Origin of the sequence: Herbaspirillum rhizosphaerae (assembly GCF_001189965.1) — a bacterium.
Classification (GTDB): Bacteria; Pseudomonadota; Gammaproteobacteria; order Burkholderiales; family Burkholderiaceae_D; genus Herbaspirillum; species Herbaspirillum rhizosphaerae.
The window spans coordinates 77,800-97,108 of record NZ_LFLU01000006.1 but is presented as its reverse complement, the minus strand read 5'-3'; the positions used below and the strand labels follow the sequence as shown (position 1 = coordinate 97,108).

The 19,309-nt window shown below is 59.9% G+C and carries 16 protein-coding genes and 1 pseudogene; 10 read left to right on the top strand and 7 right to left on the bottom strand.

Annotation, left to right across the window (positions count from 1 at the left end; translation table 11 throughout):
* The first annotated feature begins 62 nt into the window (after nt 1-62).
* Entirely contained in the window at nt 63-1,403 is a 1,341-nt protein-coding gene (locus AKL25_RS10815; RefSeq protein WP_050477671.1) for an EAL and HDOD domain-containing protein, read from the top strand.
* Nucleotides 1,404-1,451: 48 nt separating this feature from the next.
* Here the strand turns inward: AKL25_RS10815 and AKL25_RS10810 are convergent, their stop codons facing one another.
* Together AKL25_RS10810 and AKL25_RS10805 are read right to left on the bottom strand one after the other, a co-directional pair.
* Complete coding sequence (locus AKL25_RS10810) at nt 1,452-2,042, bottom strand: hypothetical protein (RefSeq protein ID WP_050477670.1); 591 nt, start codon at nt 2,040-2,042, stop codon at nt 1,452-1,454.
* A 99-nt stretch (nt 2,043-2,141) separates the two neighbouring features.
* Nucleotides 2,142-3,029: a hypothetical protein gene (locus AKL25_RS10805; protein ID WP_050477669.1), complete on the bottom strand. Its 888-nt coding sequence runs from the start codon at nt 3,027-3,029 to the stop codon at nt 2,142-2,144.
* 176 nt (nt 3,030-3,205) lie between these two features.
* Here AKL25_RS10805 and greB point away from each other — a divergent pair, with 176 nt between their 5' ends.
* Together greB and AKL25_RS10795 are read left to right on the top strand one after the other, a co-directional pair.
* Nucleotides 3,206-3,763 carry a transcription elongation factor GreB gene (greB, locus tag AKL25_RS10800; RefSeq protein WP_050477668.1) on the top strand — a complete coding sequence of 186 codons (558 nt, stop codon included), beginning with the start codon at nt 3,206-3,208 and terminating at the stop codon, nt 3,761-3,763.
* A 159-nt stretch (nt 3,764-3,922) separates the two neighbouring features.
* Nucleotides 3,923-5,263, top strand: coding sequence for a DUF3422 family protein (locus AKL25_RS10795; RefSeq protein WP_050477667.1), 1,341 nt, complete (start codon nt 3,923-3,925; stop codon nt 5,261-5,263).
* Between the two features lie 73 nt (nt 5,264-5,336).
* Here AKL25_RS10795 and AKL25_RS10790 read toward each other — a convergent pair whose 3' ends face one another.
* The gene (locus AKL25_RS10790) at nt 5,337-5,945 is read right to left on the bottom strand and encodes an FMN-dependent NADH-azoreductase (protein ID WP_050477666.1); all 609 of its coding nucleotides are present in this window, start codon (nt 5,943-5,945) and stop codon (nt 5,337-5,339) included.
* Nucleotides 5,946-6,085: 140 nt separating this feature from the next.
* Between AKL25_RS10790 and AKL25_RS10785 the strand changes: the two genes are divergently transcribed.
* Both AKL25_RS10785 and agp read left to right on the top strand, forming a co-directional pair.
* Entirely contained in the window at nt 6,086-7,036 is a 951-nt protein-coding gene (locus tag AKL25_RS10785; protein WP_050477665.1) for a LysR family transcriptional regulator, read from the top strand.
* Between the two features lie 287 nt (nt 7,037-7,323).
* On the top strand, nt 7,324-8,589 hold the full coding sequence (gene agp / locus AKL25_RS10780; protein ID WP_205627234.1) for a bifunctional glucose-1-phosphatase/inositol phosphatase: 1,266 nt from the start codon (nt 7,324-7,326) through the stop codon (nt 8,587-8,589).
* A gap of 3 nt (nt 8,590-8,592) precedes the next feature.
* Here agp and AKL25_RS10775 read toward each other — a convergent pair.
* The 4 genes and pseudogenes from AKL25_RS10775 to AKL25_RS10760 all read right to left on the bottom strand — a co-directional run bounded on the left by AKL25_RS10775 (nt 8,593) and on the right by AKL25_RS10760 (nt 12,823).
* Nucleotides 8,593-10,894 (bottom strand): annotated as a pseudogene (locus AKL25_RS10775) (RelA/SpoT family protein).
* A gap of 37 nt (nt 10,895-10,931) precedes the next feature.
* Nucleotides 10,932-11,135, bottom strand: coding sequence for a DNA-directed RNA polymerase subunit omega (gene rpoZ / locus AKL25_RS10770; protein ID WP_007881846.1), 204 nt, complete (start codon nt 11,133-11,135; stop codon nt 10,932-10,934).
* A gap of 92 nt (nt 11,136-11,227) precedes the next feature.
* A complete protein-coding gene (gene gmk, locus AKL25_RS10765) occupies nt 11,228-11,869 on the bottom strand; it encodes a guanylate kinase (RefSeq protein WP_050477664.1) in 642 nt (213 codons plus the stop codon).
* A gap of 60 nt (nt 11,870-11,929) precedes the next feature.
* Nucleotides 11,930-12,823: a YicC/YloC family endoribonuclease gene (locus AKL25_RS10760; protein ID WP_050477798.1), complete on the bottom strand. Its 894-nt coding sequence runs from the start codon at nt 12,821-12,823 to the stop codon at nt 11,930-11,932.
* Between the two features lie 323 nt (nt 12,824-13,146).
* Here AKL25_RS10760 and rph point away from each other — a divergent pair, with 323 nt between their 5' ends.
* The 5 genes from rph (at nt 13,147) to AKL25_RS10735 (ending at nt 19,304) form a co-directional block, all read left to right on the top strand.
* Nucleotides 13,147-13,881 (top strand): ribonuclease PH, encoded by a 735-nt coding sequence (rph, locus tag AKL25_RS10755; RefSeq protein WP_050477663.1) that lies wholly within the window; start codon nt 13,147-13,149, stop codon nt 13,879-13,881.
* Between the two features lie 190 nt (nt 13,882-14,071).
* Nucleotides 14,072-14,656: an RdgB/HAM1 family non-canonical purine NTP pyrophosphatase gene (gene rdgB / locus AKL25_RS10750; RefSeq protein WP_050477662.1), complete on the top strand. Its 585-nt coding sequence runs from the start codon at nt 14,072-14,074 to the stop codon at nt 14,654-14,656.
* Nucleotides 14,653-15,909, top strand: coding sequence for a radical SAM family heme chaperone HemW (gene hemW / locus AKL25_RS10745; protein ID WP_205627233.1), 1,257 nt, complete (start codon nt 14,653-14,655; stop codon nt 15,907-15,909). The genes rdgB and hemW overlap by 4 nt, the downstream gene beginning before the upstream one ends.
* Before the next feature lie 140 nt (nt 15,910-16,049).
* The gene (locus AKL25_RS10740; protein ID WP_050477660.1) at nt 16,050-17,252 is read left to right on the top strand and encodes an EAL and HDOD domain-containing protein; all 1,203 of its coding nucleotides are present in this window, start codon (nt 16,050-16,052) and stop codon (nt 17,250-17,252) included.
* A gap of 3 nt (nt 17,253-17,255) precedes the next feature.
* Entirely contained in the window at nt 17,256-19,304 is a 2,049-nt protein-coding gene (locus AKL25_RS10735) for a putative bifunctional diguanylate cyclase/phosphodiesterase (protein WP_050477659.1), read from the top strand.
* The last annotated feature ends 5 nt before the right edge of the window (nt 19,305-19,309 follow it).

The following is a 19,309-nucleotide window of genomic DNA, read 5'->3' as shown; positions in this document are numbered from 1 at the left end:
GGCGGTCATGCCGAAGATATATTGTCTGTCGAAAGTGCTGGGGTTATTTACAACAAGAAATCATGACTGAACCGTCTCCTGATCACGCCGCCCCGGCGCAAACGCAACAACATGCCCACGACTTTTTCCTGGCGCGACAACCGATCCTGAATCGCGAACAGGAGTTGATCGGCTACGAGCTGCTGTTCCGCAATGCCGCCTTCGGTCCCGCCAATGTCAACGATGACGTGTCGGCGACTGCATCGGTGATCGCCCATGCGTCCGAACTCGGCCTCAACAACGTCATCGGCAGCCTGCACGGCTTCATCAACGTCGACGCCACCGTGCTGATGAGCGACTTCATCAATTTCCTGCCGTCCGACAAGGTGGTGCTGGAAATCCTCGAGACCGTCAAAGTCACGCCTGAACTGGTCAAGCGCGTGACCGAACTGTCCCGCGCCGGCTACGTGTTCGCGCTCGACGACGTGATCGCCGAATCCGAAGACATCGCCCAGCTGTTGCCGCTGGTGAAAATCATCAAGATCGACGTCATGGAGCTTGACGCCAGCAAGCTGCTCAAGCTGAGCATGCACTTCAAGCGCGCGCAAAAGATGCTGCTGGCGGAAAAGGTCGAGACGGTCGAGCAATTCCGCGACTGCGTGACCTTCGGTTTCGATTACTTTCAAGGCTACTACTTCGCCAAGCCGGTGATCCTGCAAGGCAAGAAGCTGGAAGCGTCGAAGATCGTCATCATGCACATCCTGACGCTGCTGGTGCGCAACGTCGACAATGGCGAAGTGGTGCGCTACATCAAGCGCGACGTGGCATTGAGCCTGACGCTGCTGCGCCTGGTCAATACCCCGGTGTACGGCTTCATGAAGCACATCGATTCGCTGGGCCAGGCCCTGATCGTGCTGGGCCGCCGTCAATTGAAGCGCTGGTTGCAGATCCTGCTGTTCGCCAATACCGAAAAGGACAAGGCGCATTCGCTGTCGCCCTTGCTGATCCTGGCGGCGACGCGCGGCAAGATGCTCGAGCTGATCACCGAGAGGATCCGCCCAGGCCGCCGCAAGATGTCCGAAATCGCCTTTACCGTCGGCATCATGTCGCTGGTTGACGCGCTGTTCGGCATGCGCATGGAAGCCATCCTGACCCAGATCACGGTCAGTTCCGAGATCCGCGATGCCTTGCTGTTCCGTACCGGTTATTACGGCGAGATCCTGCAACTGGCGGAGTGGACCGAGAAAGCCGACAAAACCGCCACCGAGATGAACGATCTGCTGACCGGTCTGCAATTGTCTCCGGAAGACTTCTACGATCTGGAAACGCAGGCCTTCGAGTGGGGCAACAACATCTCCACGAACATGGGACATGCGCCGGCAAAGAAAGCTGAAGAAGCCGACGCCAGCAAGGTATCCGAGTAATTCGGCTGACCCGGCAGGCAGAAAAATCTGCCGCGCCGGCAGCCGCTGCTATCCGCCCCGATCACGCCGCCTTGCGGCGTATTTTTTTATCAGGCGCATCAGGCGGTTGCTCTGGCCGTTGCGGTTGAACCAGCGTGCCTTGACGCCATCCCACCAGCTGCGCCGCATCGCAGTCAACGCCGCCATGCCGGCTTCCACATGCTGCCATGCCTGCGTGGCGCGCAGCTGGGCAATCATCCTGTCCTTGAATCGCAGTACCGCATCATGGCAGCGGACGAACCACGGCAAGCTCAGCAAGGCTTTTTGCGTCAGGCTGTAGAGACGGGCAACCAGCGCCGTGCCGAGCACCTTGGCGGTGACGATGATCGCCAGGCCGAGCGTGGGATGGCCGTGGGTGATGGAGAGCAGGGCGAGAATCTTGACCGGCAGCAGCAACAGGCTGGGCAGGATGAAAATGGCCAGCGCCGCATAAGGTGAGAAATTGCCGATCCAGGATTCGACGCGCGCAATGAAGGGAATCAGCGGCAACCGCGCCAATACGCGCTTGCTGGCATTCCACAGCCACTCTTCGAACAGCAGCAGAATCGCTGCGATGTAGATGAAAGGCGCAAGCAGGTATTTTCTGATCTTGTGCGGCAAGGATGGATCCTTATGGATGCGGAGGGCTTGCGGGATATATGTTGGGCAAGCGCCGGAAATACAAGCCGTTCCGCATCGCGACCAGATCAGGCAACAGGTTTACCCCACCTGGCGCTGCTTGATCAGACCCAGCCATCGATCGCCCCATTTTTCGTCGCTCATGCAGGATGCGTAGTCGGTGACGGTGCGCGCGGCGCGCTCCAGCAGCTGGATGTCGGCTTCATGCTGGCGGGCAACGTGCGGGTCTTCCAGGAACAGCACGCGGCGGCATTGGTGTTCCAGGATCAGTTCGGCAATCTGCGCATCGCCGCCCAGCGGACCGCTGAGGAAAGGCTTGACCCAGTTGCGTCCGGCTTCGCCCTTGATCTTCATCGCCAGCTCGTTGAGCAGGCCGCCGGTGGTGCCGGTGGCGCAGCGGAAGGCGAAGCTGTCGAGCACGTCGAAGTGGCGTTCGGCCAGCGCCAGCATGCGCGACTTCATCGAATCGTGGGCGATCAGCGCGATGCCTTCATTGCTGAGATTGAAGCAGGGATCCAGCTTGGGATCGGGCGCCGCGCCGTTGGCGATCGCTTCCAGCTCGAACCATTCGCGGGCGCCGGCCATCGTCGATAAAAATGGCTTGCCGTGGATGACGCACTGACGCTTGAGCGCGACCGCTTCCGGGAAAGTGGAAGAGGGATCGACCGGATCGATCAGATAAATGATGGCGTCCAGCTTGCGCGCCGGGTCGCTGTCGACCACGCGCGACACCAGCTTCATCAGACCGCCCTGGCGACCGTAGGGAAAACGTTCGATATGCGGATAGTTCGGCAGCAGGCCGAGATGGCCGATGGCGTCGAGCGTCCTGCCGACGACGACCAGTTCCGGTTGCAGCGCTTCGATGCGCGCGCGCGATCCTTGCAGCAGCTGAACCAGCGCAGAATTCGGGGCATCCTGATGCGCGCGGTTGGCGGCCAGGCCGATACGATAACGAGTGGTGGTAGACATGGAAGTGGCGGATGGAGGCGTGGTTTTTGTGGGCTGGAATGTCGTGAGAACACTGAAAGAACATCGTCGCGTGAATATGCGTTATCAGCGAAATGCGTCCTCGACGACTTTAACATACCGCTACAATGATGGACAGGTTGGACCGCCTGTCCCCAGTGAAATAGGCAAGTGAGAACATGAATAAAGCATTCGTAAAAGAATCCGACGGTGACGATGACGACGAGCTGACCTTGCCGGCGATTCCGGCCGGCTCCAAGAATTACATGACGCCGGCCGGGCACAAGCGCATCAAGGACGAATTGCTGCATCTGATCGACGTCGATCGCCCGGAAGTCGTGCGCATCGTGCACTGGGCGGCCTCCAACGGCGACCGTTCCGAAAACGGCGACTACATTTACGGCAAGCGCCGCTTGCGCGAAATCGATCGCCGCATCCGCTTTCTGACCAAACGGCTCGACATCGCCGAGGTGGTCGATCCGACCATCCATCACGGCAACGACCAGATCTTTTTCGGCGCCACCGTGACCTATGAGAACCAGGACGGCATCGAACACACCGTCACCATCGTCGGCATCGACGAACTCGATCCGCTCAACGGCAAGATCAGCTGGGTTTCGCCGGTGGCGCGCACGCTGACCAAGGCGCGCGAGGGCGACGAGGTGAGCTTGCAGACGCCGGCCGGCGTCGAGCAATTGACGATTCTTGCAGTGAGCTATCCGGCGCCGTCGGCCTGAACGCCGCTTTCCGGTTGACATCATTCGCGTGAAGCCTCTGCCGCCGCAGATCTTGCGCTGAATGAATGCGTGGAACGAATCCTGCTTCGATGCTTATGCCGCTTGCGCCGCTTTGCTCAATCCAATCCGAATTCCATTTTTGATTGAAAAGGTGATTCCATGTCCATCGTGTACGCCAATCTGAATCATCCCCAGCGTGTCGCCCTGGCCGCGGAAGTGCATTCGCGGCCGTTTTTGCATCTCAAGGCGCCCGAGAGTCTTACCCATCTGGCGGTCTATGTGCGCGACCAGGCGGCTGACGCCAGCCGCCACTCGACCTTCCAGCATGCGTTGCTGACCGATCTGTGCGTGCATTTCGGCGTGACGGCGCCGGGCGTGGACGCCAAGCATTTCTTCTACGATTTCGGGCGCTTTCGCCTGAAGTGGGAATGCCACACCGAATTCGCCACTTACACCTTCGCGCAGCACCACGAGTCGGAACTGACGATAGACGAAGCCTTCATCGACGCGCCGCTCAAGCACGTGCCGCAACAATGGCTGCTGGCCTTGCAGGGCAAGATCATGGTGGCCGCGCACGTGGTGCTGGAGCGTGTGCCGAAAGAGGAGAACGGCGGCTGCATCTCCGGCATGCAGCGCCTGTTTGAAGGCAAGCTGCTGTCGTCGAGCAAGGTGCTGCAAGGCGGCGAGATCTGGACCGATTTCCTGATCCAGGCCGATGGGTTCAGCCGCTTCGTGGTGCGCGACATCGACTTGCGCGACATGCAGGGCGGGCGCCTGGCGCAGCGTATCCTGGAGATTGAAACCTACCGCATGATGGCTTTGCTGGGCTTGCCGCATGCGCAACAGGCGGCGCCGGTGTTGAGCGCGATCGAAAGCGATCTGGCGACCTTGACCGCGACCATGGTCGACACCGATCATGTCAGCCCGGAGCAGGCGCAGGTCGAAGATGAACGGATCCTGCGCAAGATCACCGGACTGGCGGCGCGCATCGAGAAGATGTCGCTGGAAAACAGCTATCGTTTTTCCGCCTCGCAAGCGTATTTCCGGCTGGTCAAGGCGCGCATCGAAGAGTTGCGCGAGAACCGCGTAGAGGGCGTGCCGACCATCGGGGAGTTCATGGAGCGGCGTCTTGCGCCGGCCATGGATACCTGCACCTCGGTAGCGCGCCGGCAGGAAGCGCTGGCCGAGCGCATCGCCCACACCAACGATTTGCTGCGCACGCGCGTGGGCATCGTGCAGGAGCAGCAGAACCGCCAGATCCTGGAATCGATGAACGCGCGCGCTGCGCAGCAACTTCGTTTGCAACAGGCGGTGGAGGGTTTGTCTGTGGCGGCGATCTCTTACTACATGGTGGGCTTGTTCGGTTATGCGGGCAAGGCGCTCAAGGCGGCGGGCGTGCCGATCAATCCGGACATCGCAACCGGCGTGATGGTGCCGGTGTTTGCCGCTGGCGTCTGGCTGGGGTTGCGGCGACTGCACAAGACCATGCACGACGCCTGAGCCGGCCGCTTGCCTGCACAAAAACAAAAAGCCGGATCTTGTGGATCCGGCTTTTTCATTGCAGGGACAGCAATCAGACGTTGGCGCTGATTTTTTCCTGCGCTTGCGCGATGGCTTGCTTGGTCTTTTCTTCGCCCATCGAGACGCCTTCAGCGATTACCAGTTCGACATCGGTGATGCCGAGGAAACCCAGCACGCCACGGATATACGTGCCCTGGAATTCCAGCGCTTGCGCAGGACCTTCCGAATACACGCCGCCGCGCGACAGAATCACGATAGCGCGCTTGCCGGTAACCAGGCCGGTTGCGCCCTTGTCCGTATAGCCGAAAGTACGACCGGCGCGGCAGACGTGGTCGATCCATGCCTTGAACGCCGATGGCGGTGCGAAGTTGTACATCGGGATGCCGATGACCAGCGTGTCGGCGGCCAGCAGTTCGTCCACCAGCTTGTCGGACAGGGCGATGATCGATTGCTGTTCGGCGCTGCGCTTGTCGGCTGGCGTGTAATAGGCGCCGATCAGCGCTTCGGTGATGTGCGGCAGAGTGTCTTTTGCCAGATCGCGACGGACGATAGTGCCGCCGGCGTTCTTGGCTTGCCATTGCTCAACGTAGGACGCGCTCAGTTGGCGGGTGATGGAGCCGGTGAAGCGGGCGCTGGAGTCGATATGAAGAAGAGTGCTCATGCTTGTTCCTTGGAAAGTTGCCTTGGATGAATACTGCGTCGGTGTCGCGGGAAAGTAGCGATGGAAGGAATATAAAGGCTTTCCAATAACATCAATAGATGGGAGAATTTGATTTCACTAATCCATTTATGGAGTGAATCATGCTGGACCTCAACGATATCGCCGTCTTTGTCCATGTGGTGCGCGCCGGCAGCTTTGCCGCCGCCGGCCGCCGCCTCGGCATGCCGTCCAACACCATCAGCCGGCGCCTGCAGCTATTGGAAGAGAGCCTGGGAGTGCGCCTGCTGCAGCGCTCTACGCGGCAATTGAACATGACCGCGGCCGGGCGCGAGTTCTTCGACCGCTGCGCGCCGGGGATCGAAGACATCCAGCAGGCCGGAGCAACCTTGTCCGAAGGTAATCGCGAACCAAGCGGCGTGCTGCGGGTGGCCGCACCGGCCGACTTTTTCGACAACTTCGCCATGGAGTGGGTGGCGGAATTCATGCAGCGCCATCCGAAGGTGCAACTGGAGTTTGTGCTCAGCGACGAGCGCGTCGACCTGATCGCCGAAGGCATCGACCTGGCGTTTCGCGCCGGGCAGTTGCCGGACTCAAGCCTGGTGGCCCGCAAACTCGGCGAAAGCTATCGCGGCCTGCTGGCCAGTCCGGCGTATCTGAAAAAGCACGGCATGCCGGCTTCGCTGGAGGAGTTGGCGCAACACGATTGCCTCGCCGCCGCCAACACCGTGCAAGCTGCGCTATGGCGTCTGGAAGGGCCGTCAGGGGCCGAAAGCATACGCATCGTGCCGCGCCTGTGCATCAACACGGCGCAGGGCTTGCTGCGCGCCACACGCGCCGGGCTGGGGATTGCCTTGCTGCCGGTGATGGTGGCTGCCGAAGACTTGCGACGCGGCAGCCTGGTCGCCATCCTGCCGCAGTATCAGCGCGATCTGAGCGGCATGTACGCGGTCTATCCCAACCGGCGTCAGTTGTCGCTGGCGGTGAGCGCGTTGATTGAGTTCGTTGCGGAGAAGGTCAAGCACGGCGCTTGCGACGGCACCCATAAGGAGATGCGATTCGCCGTGCCGGAGCAGCAGGCGGAATTGGCATGAGGCGAGCGTCAGTCGGCGCGGCGGCCGCAAGCAGCGGATCGCGCCGCCCGCTGACGCGGACGGAAGGCGTCAAGTTCTTCGTCTAGGCCTCACTCGACAAGTAACGATCTTTTTCTGCATTTGCAAGTTCTTGCATTCGTATCTCTTTGAATTTCTTCCTGTTTCTCAGCTTGTCTTCGTGTATTGGATGCAGCGGCCCCAAATAGCCGGGTTAAGATATTTTTGCTTGTCTAAGAGCAATATTTTCAATTCCCATGCTGTTTGTGAATGAAATGAATGGAGCCGCCATGATCCCCTCAAAAATGATCTGCCTGATGCTGCCTGCCATCCTTGCCTTGCCCTCGGGTCTTTCCGCCCAGCCAAGCGATGGCAATTTGCAGTTGCAGCAGGTATTGATGCTTAGTCGCCATAATCTGCGCGCGCCGCTGTCCGATAACGGCAGCGTGCTGGACCAATCGACCAGGAAGCGATGGCCGCAATGGGAGGTGCAGGGCGGTTATTTGACGGCCAAGGGCGGGGTTCTTGCAGTCTACATGGGGCATTACACCCGCGAGTGGCTGGTGCAACAGGGATTGGCAAAAAAGTCGGAGTGCCCCACGCCTGACGATGTGTTTGTGTATGCAAACAGCTTGCAGCGGACGGTCGCCACCGCACAATTCTTCGTTGCCGGCGCTTTTCCCGGCTGCGATATCGCGGTTACTCACCAGCCCAGGATGGGCACCATGGATCCTACCTTCAATCCTGTGGTTGTCAATGACAGCGCGACTTTCAATCAAGCCGCCTTGGCCGCCATGCAAAAGGTGGAAGCAGATCTCCATCTGAAGCCGGCTTACCAGCGGCTCGAGAAGATCATCAGCTACAAGGATTCCGCCGCTTGCGAAGGTAAAAAGGACTGTTCGCTGAGCGGCGGCATGCAAAACAAATTCAGCGCCGATATCGGCAAGGAGCCGTCAGTCAGCGGTCCTTTGAAGGTGGGAAATTCAATGATGGATGCGTTTACGCTGCAATACTACCAAGGCTTTCCCGCAGAGCAGATTGCCTGGGGCGAGATCAAGACGCCTGAGCAGTGGCGCGAGCTGTCGGCAATCAAAAACGGCTATCAGGATGCGCTGTTTGCCTCACCGCTGGTGGCGCGCGAAGTTGCGGCGCCCTTGCTTGCGTATATTCGCAAGAGCATGACTGAACAGAACAGGGGAAGCGCGCCGAAAGTGACGTTGATGGTCGGTCACGATTCCAATGTTGCTTCACTTCTCAGCACCCTGGATTTCAAAGCCTATGATTTGCCGGAGCAGAATGAAAAGACGCCGATTGGCGGGATGATAGTCTTTGAGCGCTGGCGTGACGCTAACAACAATAAAGATCTGATGAAAGTCGAGTATGTCTACCAGAGCACCAGTCAGCTTCGCGACGCCCAGCCCCTGAGCATGGCAAATCCGCCGAAGCGGGTGACCCTGCAGATGAATGCCTGTCCGACAGACGCCAAGGGTTATTGTGCCTGGGACACGTTTGTGCAAGTCCTCAATGGTGCGCAGAAAGGAGCGGCAGGGCCCTAGGGCCTAGCTGCGTTCGCGCAGGATGCGGGTCACGCTGTCGATGCTGCGGATGCCGCGCATGGTGCGCGCCAGATGCACACGGTCTTCGACCTGGATGGTGAAGCGCAGGTGTTTCATCGCCGGATCGCCATCGTCATCCATGCTGACGGAAACGATGTGCGCATCGGCTTCGCCGATTTCGGCAGCGATGCGTGCAAGTGTGCCTTTCTGGTTATGGACCAGAATGGTGATGCGGCATTCAAAGCGGCGGTTCAGCTCGCCGGCCCAGGTCACTTCAATCCAGCGATCCGGTTCTTTTTCAATGTGCCGCTTGGCGGTTTCGCAATCTTCCACGTGGACGATCAGCGCCTGGTCGTGCTTCAGATGGCCGATCAGTTTGTCGCCCGGGATCGGCAGGCAACAGGCGGCCAGTTGCACGGTGGAGCCTTCGTTGCCGGTGATGACGACCGGATCCGGTTTGCTCGGCAAGACATGGCCTTCGACGTCGAGCTGAGGAATTGATCCTCCGCCTTCGGTCATGCCCATGATGTGGCGCGCCACCAGCGGCGCCATGCGCGTGCCGATGCCGATGTCGGCGTACAGCTCGTCCATGGTCTTGGCGCTGGATTCATTGAGCAGACGCTCGATGATCGCCGACGGCAGGTCGGGTTCCAGGCCGATGGTATTGAGCGCATTGGTCAGCAGGCGTTTGCCCAGCGCTTGCGACTCCACCAGATTGGCGGTGCGCAGGCGATGGCGGATTGCCGAGCGGGCCTTGCCGGTACGCACGTAGCCAAGCCAGTTCGGGCTTGGGCGCGACGACGGCGAGGTGATGATTTCAACGATGTCGCCGTTGTGCAGTTCGGTACGCAGCGGCGCCGGTTCGTGATTGATCACCACGGAGGTGGTCTGGTCGCCGATGTCGGTGTGGATGCTGTAGGCAAAATCCAGCGCCGTGGCGCCGCGCGGCAGGGCGATGGATCTTGGATTTCGGCGTGAACACATAGACGGAATCCGGGAACAGGTCGACCTTGACGTGTTCCAAGAATTCGGCCGAGTCGCCGGTTTGCTTCTGGATATCCAGCAGCGACTGCAGCCAGGCGTGCGTGCGCTGCTGCAGATCGGTCAGGCTGCCTTCGTCGTCCTTGTACAGCCAGTGTGCGGCGACGCCGGATTCGGCGACGCGGTGCATGTCCTGCGTACGGATCTGGAACTCCACCGGCGTGCCGTAGGGGCCGATCAGCGTGGTATGCAGCGACTGATAGCCGTTAAGCTTGGGAATCGCGATGTAATCCTTGAACTTGCCCGGCATCGGCTTGAACAGCGAATGCAGCGTGCCCAGCGCAACGTAGCAATTGGCGAAGCTGTCGACCACCACACGGAAGCCGTAGACGTCCAGCACCTGCGAGAACGACAAATGCTTGTTGCGCATCTTGCGGTAGATGCCGAACAGCGTTTTTTCACGGCCGTCGACCTGGGCCGGGATGCCGGCGGCGATCAGCGTGCTGGTGACCGACTCCAGGATCTTGGTCACGACTTCGCGGCGATTGCCGCGCGCAGCCTTGACCGCCTTGAGCAGCGTGCGGTGGCGCAGCGGGTAGAGATGCGAGAACGACAGTTCTTGCAACTCGCGGTAAATGTTGTTGAGGCCGAGGCGATGGGCGATCGGCACATACACTTCCATGGTCTCGCGGGAAATGCGGCGTTTCTTGTCCGGCGGCATCGAGCCCAGCGTGCGCATGTTGTGCAGGCGGTCGGCCAGTTTGACCAGGATCACGCGCACGTCGCGCGCCATGGCCAGCAGCATCTTGCGGAAGTTTTCCGCCTGCGCTTCGATCTGGCTCTGGAATTCGATCTTGTCCAGCTTGGACAAACCGTCGACCAGCGACGCGACTTGCGCGCCGAAGCGTTCGATCAGCTCTTCCTTCTTGACTCCCTGGTCTTCCATCACGTCGTGCAGCAGCGCGGCCATCATGGCTTGCGCATCGAGCTTCCAGTCGGCGCAGATTTCAGCGACCGCGAGCGGATGCGAGATGTAGGGTTCGCCCGACTTGCGCATCTGGCCCAGGTGCATCTCGTCCGAGAAGCGATAGGCTTCCTTGACCTTCTTCAGTTCGGAAGGCGTGAGGTATTCCTCGAGCTTGAGCGTCAGATGGGTAAACGTCGCCACGCCGCTGTGCAAAGCGGGAGCAGGGTTTGTTGCAGGGGGAGTTTGCGCGTTTTGTTTCGACGCCGAGCGTCCGGAAGACGCTCGGGTAGTGTTGCTAGTAGTACCAGATGCTGATGACGGAGAACCGAGGGTTGAATCTGTTGGTGTCAGGCTCATACGTTGGTGTTGTCAGCAGCATGGACGTTGGTCAAACTCAGGCAGGCACTTTTTTCAGCATCTCGATACCGACCTTGCCGGCGGCGATTTCGCGCAGCGCTGTCACGGTTGGCTTGTCCTTGGCGTCCACTTTCGGTGTGTGGCCTTGCAGCAGTTGACGTGCGCGATAAGTCGCAGCCAGAGTCAGCTGAAAGCGGTTAGGGATTTGCTTGAGGCAATCTTCAATCGTGATACGGGCCATAAATACTCCTGATTACTTGGTTCTTACATGGTTCTGGTTCAGCTTAAATCAAGCCCGATCCAGCGCGGAAGCGGCAATGCTGCTTGTGCCGCCTAGCTGCTGGCATGGATGCCCAGCTGAGTGAATAAGAAAGTGTTGCGCGCGGCTTGTTGCGGGAAGCGGCAGCGGGCCGCTTTGACAATTGCTGTTAATTCCGACAAAGCGACTGCAAACTCTTGATTAATAATAACATATTCGAACTCCGGAGAGTGAGCGATTTCGCCGCCGGCCGCCAGGATGCGGCGTGTGATGACGTGCGGCTCGTCCTGTCCGCGCTTTTTCAGGCGCTCTTCCAGCGCCGCAATCGACGGCGGCAAAATGAAAATCCCGATCGCGTTCGAAAACTGTTTCTTTACCTGCTGCGCGCCTTGCCAGTCGATTTCCAGCAGCACGTCGGTGCCGTTGGAGATCTGGTCGGCGATCATCAGGCGCGAGGTGCCGTAGTAGTTGCCGTGGACTTCGGCCCATTCCAGGAATTCGCCTTCCGCCTGGCGCTTCAGGAAGTCGTCGGCGGTGGTGAAATAGTATTCGCGGCCGTGTTCCTCACCCGGGCGCGGCGGGCGCGTGGTGTAAGAAATCGACAGCTTGATTTCCGGCTCTTGCTGGAGCAGGGCGTTGACCAGCGTGGATTTGCCGGCGCCGGAAGGCGCGACGACCATGAACAGGCTGCCGGAGGTAGGATTTTTTGCGGGCATGGAATGCTCTCTCTTCGTTCTGATGGAAGGTCTTTTTAATATGGGCGCTTAGTTCAGCACTTACTCGAGGTTCTGCACCTGTTCGCGCATCTGGTCGATCAGCAGTTTCAATTCCATCGACGCATCGGCGAGTTCTTTCATGGCGGCTTTCGAGCCGACCGTGTTGGCTTCGCGGTTGAGCTCCTGCATCATGAAATCCAGACGTTTGCCGACCTGGCCGCCTTTTTTCAGGATATGGCGGGTCTCGGCCAGATGGGCCGACAGGCGCGCCAGTTCTTCTGCGATATCGATGCGGATGCCGTACAGCGTGACTTCCTGGCGGATGCGTTCCAGCACTTCTTCGCGGGGTAGCGACGCCGTCGCGCCGTCTTTGGTCACCAATCCCAAGGCTTCCTGCATGCGTTCCGTGGCTTTTTGCTGGAACTGCGCCACCAGTTGCGGCACCAGCGGCGTGATGCGTGCGACAATTGCTTCCATCGCGTCGACACGGCTTTCCAGCACGGCTTGCAGGGCAGCGCCTTCGCGCGCGCGGCTGTCGATGAAGGCCGTCAATGTTTCTTGCAGGGTCGACAGCACGTCCGCTTGCAGGGTGTCCTGGCCGATTTCGGCTTCTTCGATCACGCCCGGCCAGCGCAGCAGCTCGTTGACGGTCAGCGGCGCCGCTTCGGCGAATTGCTTGCGGACCTGGCGTTGCAAGTCGGCCAGAGTCGCCAGCAGCGTCTGGTTGAGCGCCTGGCTGGCGCCTTCCGCCGTCTTGCGGCCGAAGCTCAGGCGGCATTCGACCTTGCCGCGCACCAGCTTGCTGATGATGGCTTCGCGCATCGCCGGCTCGACGGCGCGCAGGTCGTCGTTGACGCGGAACTGCAGGTCCAGGAAGCGCGAGTTCACGCTCTTCATTTCGACGGTAATGGCGCCGGCAGCGGTTTCGCGTTTGGCGACGGCGTAGCCGGTCATGCTATAAATGGTCAATCGATTCTCCGGGTGCAGGCCATCCTGTTTGCGTGGATGGCCGGATGATTTGCGGGGAGCGCGGTGCGCTTCCTTTACAAACCGGCAATTTATCAAGACAATGCCGGTGAAAATTTATTACGTCACGTCAGCAGCCGGCTTGATCCAACAAGGCTTGCTGACGACTGAGGCGTGATTGTATTTGGGTTTGGATAGCGCATTGTAAAAAGTTTGCCGGTTCTGCGCCACTGCGCCATCAAAACAAGCTCTCCGGTATTGCCCTGAACACAATGATCAGGGCCTCCGCCACCGACTTCTAGAGGAAACACATGACTGACTTTCAACGTCCCAGCGGACGCGCCACTGCCGATTTGCGTACCGTCCGCCTGACGCGCCATTACACCAAGCACGCCGAAGGCTCGGTGCTGGTGGAGTTCGGCGACACGCGCGTGCTGTGCACGGCCAGCATCGAAGAAAAGGTCCCGGGTTTCCTGAAAGGCAAGGGGCAGGGCTGGATGACCGCCGAATACGGCATGCTGCCGCGTTCCACCCACACCCGCATGGACCGTGAAGCCGCCAAAGGCAAGCAATCCGGCCGCACCCAGGAAATCCAGCGCCTGATCGGCCGCGCACTGCGCGCCGCCTTCGACCTGGAAGCCTTCGGCGAGCGCACGCTGCATCTGGACTGCGACGTGCTGCAGGCGGACGGCGGTACGCGCACGGCGGCGATCACCGGCGCGATGGTCGCTGCCTATGATGCGTTTTCCGTGCTGCTGGGCCGCGGTCTGATCACCTCGATCCCGGTCAAGAGCTTCGTTGCCGCCATTTCGGTAGGCGTCTATCGCGGCGTGCCGGTGCTGGATCTGGACTATCTGGAAGACTCGGACTGCGACACCGACATGAACGTCGTCATGACCGATGCCGGCCATTTCGTCGAAGTACAGGGCACGGCCGAGGGCGCTGCGTTTGACCGCGCGACATTGAACAGCTTGCTGGATATCGCCGACAAGGGCATCAAGGAATTGTTGTCTCTTCAGAAACAAACGCTGGGCCTGGCGAAGTAAACTGCGTCGATGTAGTTGTTAAGCAGTGCCGAAATAACACTTCTGCGGCAGGCAGAGCGTGGGCATCGTTTCAGCAGCTTCGGCCGAATCCTTTTACAATCCCGACATGCCATGTCCGTTATCCGCGGACATGGCGTTTTTACGTTCGCCATTCATCCGCGGCCATTTGCGGAGTTATCAGCCATCAGCCATGACACAAAAAATCGTTCTCGCTTCCAATAATCAGGGAAAACTCAAAGAATTCGGCGCCTTGCTCGGCGAAATCGGCCTGGACGTGCGTCCACAAGGCGAATTCAACGTCCCGGAGGCAGAAGAACCGTTCGCCACCTTCGTCGAAAACGCGCTGACCAAGGCGCGCCACGCCGCGCGCCTGACCGGCTTGCCGGCGCTGGCCGACGACTCCGGCGTGTGCGTCAACGCCCTGGGCGGCGCACCCGGCGTGTGGTCGGCACGCTATGCCGGCGAGCCGAAGTCGGATGCCGCCAACAACGCCAAGCTGATCGCCGACCTGGCGGCGCATGCCGACAAGTCGGCCTACTATTACTGCGTGCTGGTCTACGTGCGCCACGCCGACGACCCGCAGCCGGTGATTGCCGACGGTTCCTGGCACGGCGAAATCGTGGCGGATGCGCGCGGCGAAGGCGGTTTCGGCTACGACCCGTATTTCCTGCTGCCGGCGTTGGGCAAGACCGCCGCTGAACTGAGTGCTGCAGAAAAGAATGCCCACTCGCACCGCGGCCAGGCCTTGCGTGCACTGGTAGAGAAGCTGCGATGATTATTCCGATCAAGCCAGTCAGCGTCGACTTGTCGTCGATGTCTGGCCAGCCAAATCTGCCCGGTCCGGCGCAAGCCGCACTGGCTTTTCTGAAGCCAGGCAGCCTGCAACTGACGGCGTTGCCGCCTTTGTCGCTGTATGTGCATTTCCCGTGGTGCGTGAAGAAGTGTCCCTATTGTGATTTCAATTCGCATGAAGTGAAGGGCAGTTTCCCCGAAGACGCCTACCTCGACGCCTTGCGCGCCGACCTCGAATCGGCGTTGCCGCTGATCTGGGGTCGCAAGATTTATTCGATCTTCATCGGCGGCGGCACGCCCAGCCTACTGTCGGCGGCCGGCCTCGATCGCCTGTTGTCGGACATCCGCACCTTGCTGCCGATGGACGTCGACATCGAGATCACGATGGAAGCCAATCCCGGCACTTTCGAAGCCGAAAAATTCAAGTCTTATCGCGCCAGCGGCATCAACCGCTTGTCGATCGGCATCCAGAGTTTCAACTCCACGCACCTGGCCGCGCTGGGGCGCATCCACGACGGCGACCAGGCGCGCAAGGCGGTTGACATTGCCCATGCCAATTTCGACAATTTCAATCTCGACCTGATGTACGCCTTGCCGTCGCAAAGCGTCGAGGAGGCGCGCCGCGATATTGAGACCGCCATCGCCGCCGCGCCGCCGCATCTGTCGCTGTATCACCTGACGCTGGAGCCGAACACGCTGTTCGCCAAGTATCCGCCGGCGGTGCCCGACGACGACGTCAGCGCCGACATGCAGGACATGATCACCGAGCTGACCACAGCAGCCGGTTACCAGCATTACGAAGTCTCGGCTTACGCCAGGCCCAAGCACCAGGCGCGCCACAATCTGAACTACTGGCAGTTCGGCGATTACCTGGGCATCGGCGCCGGCGCGCACTCCAAGTTGTCCTTCCCGCATCGCATCGTGCGGCAAATGCGCCACAAGCATCCGCAGACCTATCTGGAAAAGATGCGAACCGGCAATGCGATTCAGGAAGAGGGCGAAATCGGCCGCGACGCGCTCGGGTTTGAATTCATGCTCAATGCCTTGCGCCTGCAAGACGGTTTTCCGGCGAATCTGTTCGCTGAACGCACCGGTATGGGTATCAGCAACATCGACGCCGCCCTCAACGAAGCCGAGAAAAAAGGCCTGTTATATCGCGACCACATGAACATCCGGCCGACCGAACTGGGACGTCGATTTTTAAACGATTTACAAGAAATGTTTTTAGTTGAATGATCACTTAGGCAAGTCGTGATTTATCGGGTATATTAGAAAAATATTTGGATTTAGATAAGAATTCTCTTTGGAAACAACCTTATTTATTGTTAATAATTAATTAAAAATGTCTCGGCTGCTCACCGTGACATCTATACAAAATGGCTGTCCAGGATAAAAGCATTCCTTCTTTTCCTCTCGTGTTTCTACAGCCTGTTGCAGACGTTCATTACCTGTGGACGGCTCTGTCGCTTCATGTCTCCCCGTTCGATGAGAACGGATGCGATCTGTTTTCCCGGCTTTTTAACGAATTTGGTCTCGGCGAGGCCCTCAATGGTCTTGCCTGCATTCTTACCGTGCCTAACCCGGAGCGGTTCGCCGGCGAATTCGGGGCGCCGCCCAAAGACACCAACCTGATCCTGCGCATTCCGGTGGAATACTGCGTCGATGCAGAGCGCCATCCTTTGCTGGAACGTCTGAACAAATTAGGCTACGGCCTGATCGCCGATGGATTGCCGTCGCGCCTGGCCTTGTTTTCCGAATACGTGGAATCCATTTCGCTCGACTGCAGCGCCGGCATCCAGCCGGAAGCCGGCAGCTGGCTCACCAGCCTGCGCGGTCCGCATATCGCTGAAAACGTGCCCGATCCGGTGCTGTTCGACGCTTGCCGTGCGGAAGGCTTCCGCTGGTTCAGCGGCGAATATCCTTTGCTGCCATCGTCCGCCATCACGCAAAAGGACGCGATTTCGCGCGGCCGTTTGCTGAAGCTGCTGGAGCTGGTCTCGCACGACGCCGACGCGCCCGAGCTGGAAGCGCTGCTGAAGCAGGACCCGGCCTTGTCGTATCAGCTGTTCAAGCTGGTGAGTTCGGCGGCATTCGGTTTCTCAGCCCACATCACCAATTTCACGCAGGCCATCAATTTGCTCGGCCGCCGCCAGCTGCAACGCTGGCTGCAGCTGTTGCTGTACGCGCGTTTCCCGGGCGACGAGTCGGCCAATCCGCTGTTGCCGCGCGCCGCTGCACGCGCCGCCATGATGGAAGCCCTGTGCCAGCAGATGGATTGCGACCGCGACGAGCAGGACCGCGCCTTCATCGTCGGCATGTTCTCGCTGCTGGACGTATTGCTGGCAATGCCGCTGCGACTGATCATTGAACCGCTCAAACTGCCGCAGGATATCGTCGACGCCCTGATGCAGAGGCGCGGACGGCTGGGCCGTTTGCTGGATGTGGTGGAACGCGCCGAGTATGGCCGCATTCCATTGCGCCACAGCGATCTGGTTTCGGCCGGCGTGACGCCGGAAGGGTATTGCCGCGGCTTGATCCAGGCTTATCGCTGGGCATCCAAAGTCAGCCACGAGGCATAAACGATGATCGCTACGCTCAGCAGCAATGATCTCGCCTGCTGCTCGGCCCTGCTTGACGCAGTGCTGGGGCTGGAAGGCTTGGCCTTGCACGATGCCTTGAGCGAAATCGTTTCGGCTTTCCTCGGTCGCTCCGGCGGCCGTTATTTTTCGGAAGCGCCTTTGCCGAATTCAGCGCTGGCGCAAATCGTCGCGCATGAGGGCTTGCTGTACGGTCACTATGCTTTTCCGGCCGTGGATGATGCCGCCGACAGCCAATACAGCGACGCCGAGATCGCGCGCCTGGCGTCCTTCGCCGGCCTGACCGGCCGCCTGCTGCAAAACCGCGCCGATACCGAAAAGCGCAGCCGCGCGCTGGACCAGATCGAATCCAAGCTGGAACAGCAGGCGCAGATCCTCAACCAGATGCACGAGTCCGTCATCACGATGGACCAGGCCGGCTTCATCACCAGCTGGAACCGCGGGGCAGAGCAGCTCTTCGGTTACACGGCAATCGAAGCCATCGGCCGCAACGTCTTGTTCCTGTACGAAAATGAAGACGAAGACGACACGTCGCTGAGCGACATGTTCCTCTCGCAAGGCGGGCGCGAGATGGAAGTGCGCCGCCGCAAGAAGTCGGGCGAGGCATTCTGGGCCAGCCTGTCGCTGTCGGTGATGCGCGACCAGCACGGCCAGCCCATCGGCATGATCGGCTACATCAACGACATCACCGAACGCAAGAACGCCGAAAAGCTGATTCACCATCTGGCCTACTACGATTCGCTGACCGGCTTGCCCAACCGCACGCTGCTCACGCGCACGGTCGACCAGGCGCTGGTGGCGGCGGAGCAGGACAATGTCTACGGCTGCATCATGTTCATCGACCTGAACCGCTTCAAGCCGATCAACGACACGCTCGGCCACGTCGCCGGCGACATGTTGCTGGTGGAAGTGGCGATCCGTCTGCGCAAGGCCTTGCGCGACGAAGACGTGGTGGCGCGCCTGGGCGCGGATGAATTTGCGATCGCGCTGTTCGACATCGACAAGGATTACCACGCCGGTTTCGTGGCGCAAAAACTGATCGCGCTGTTCGACGAGCCCTTCTTCATCGACGGTCATGAACTGCGCGTCGGCGCCAGCATCGGCATCAGCATGTATCCGCAAGACGCCTCCGACACCGAAACCTTGCTGCGCCTGGCCGACATCGCCATGTACCGGGCCAAGCAGGGAGGCGAAAACAACGAAGGCGGCTACGCGTATTACAGCGAAGAGATGAACCGCAATACGCTCGATCTGCTGCGTATTGAAACCGGCTTGCTGCACGCCTTTGAATACAACGAACTGCTGCTGTACTACCAGCCGAAGATCAACCTGGTCAGCGGCCAGATTACCGGCGCCGAGGCGCTGGTGCGCTGGCAGCATCCCGAACGCGGCCTGCTGCTGCCGGGCGATTTCATTCCCATCGCCGAAGAGACCGGACTCATCGTCCAGCTCAGCGACTGGGTGCTGGAAGCGGCCTGCGCGCAAGCGAGGCAGTGGAAAGATGCCGGCATGGAGCCGATCCGCATTGCCATCAACGTGACTGCGCGCGAATTCACGCGCTCCTTGCCGGACCGGGTGAGGGCCGCGCTAAGCCGCCACCAGCTGACCGGCGAATGGCTGGAGCTGGAAATCACCGAGAGCATGCTGATGCACAGCACCGACCGCGTGATCTCCATCATGGAAAAAGTCTGTCTGCTGGGCGTGACGATCTCGCTCGACGACTTCGGCACCGGCTATTCCAGCCTGTCGTACCTGAAGCGTTTCCCGATCAACACGCTCAAGATCGATCGTTCCTTCACCACCGGCATCCCTGACGACACCAACGATTGCGCGATTGCCAGCGCCATCATCAGCATCGCCAAGCAACTGCGCCACAAGGTCATCGCCGAAGGCGTGGAAAGCATGGAGCAGTTCGAGTTCCTGCGCGAAGCCGGCTGCGACGAGTTGCAAGGCTATCTGTTCTCGCGCCCGGTGCCGGCTGCAGACTTCCATCTCATGCTGACCGAAGGCCGCAAGTTCTCCGCGGCGCTCTGATCGTC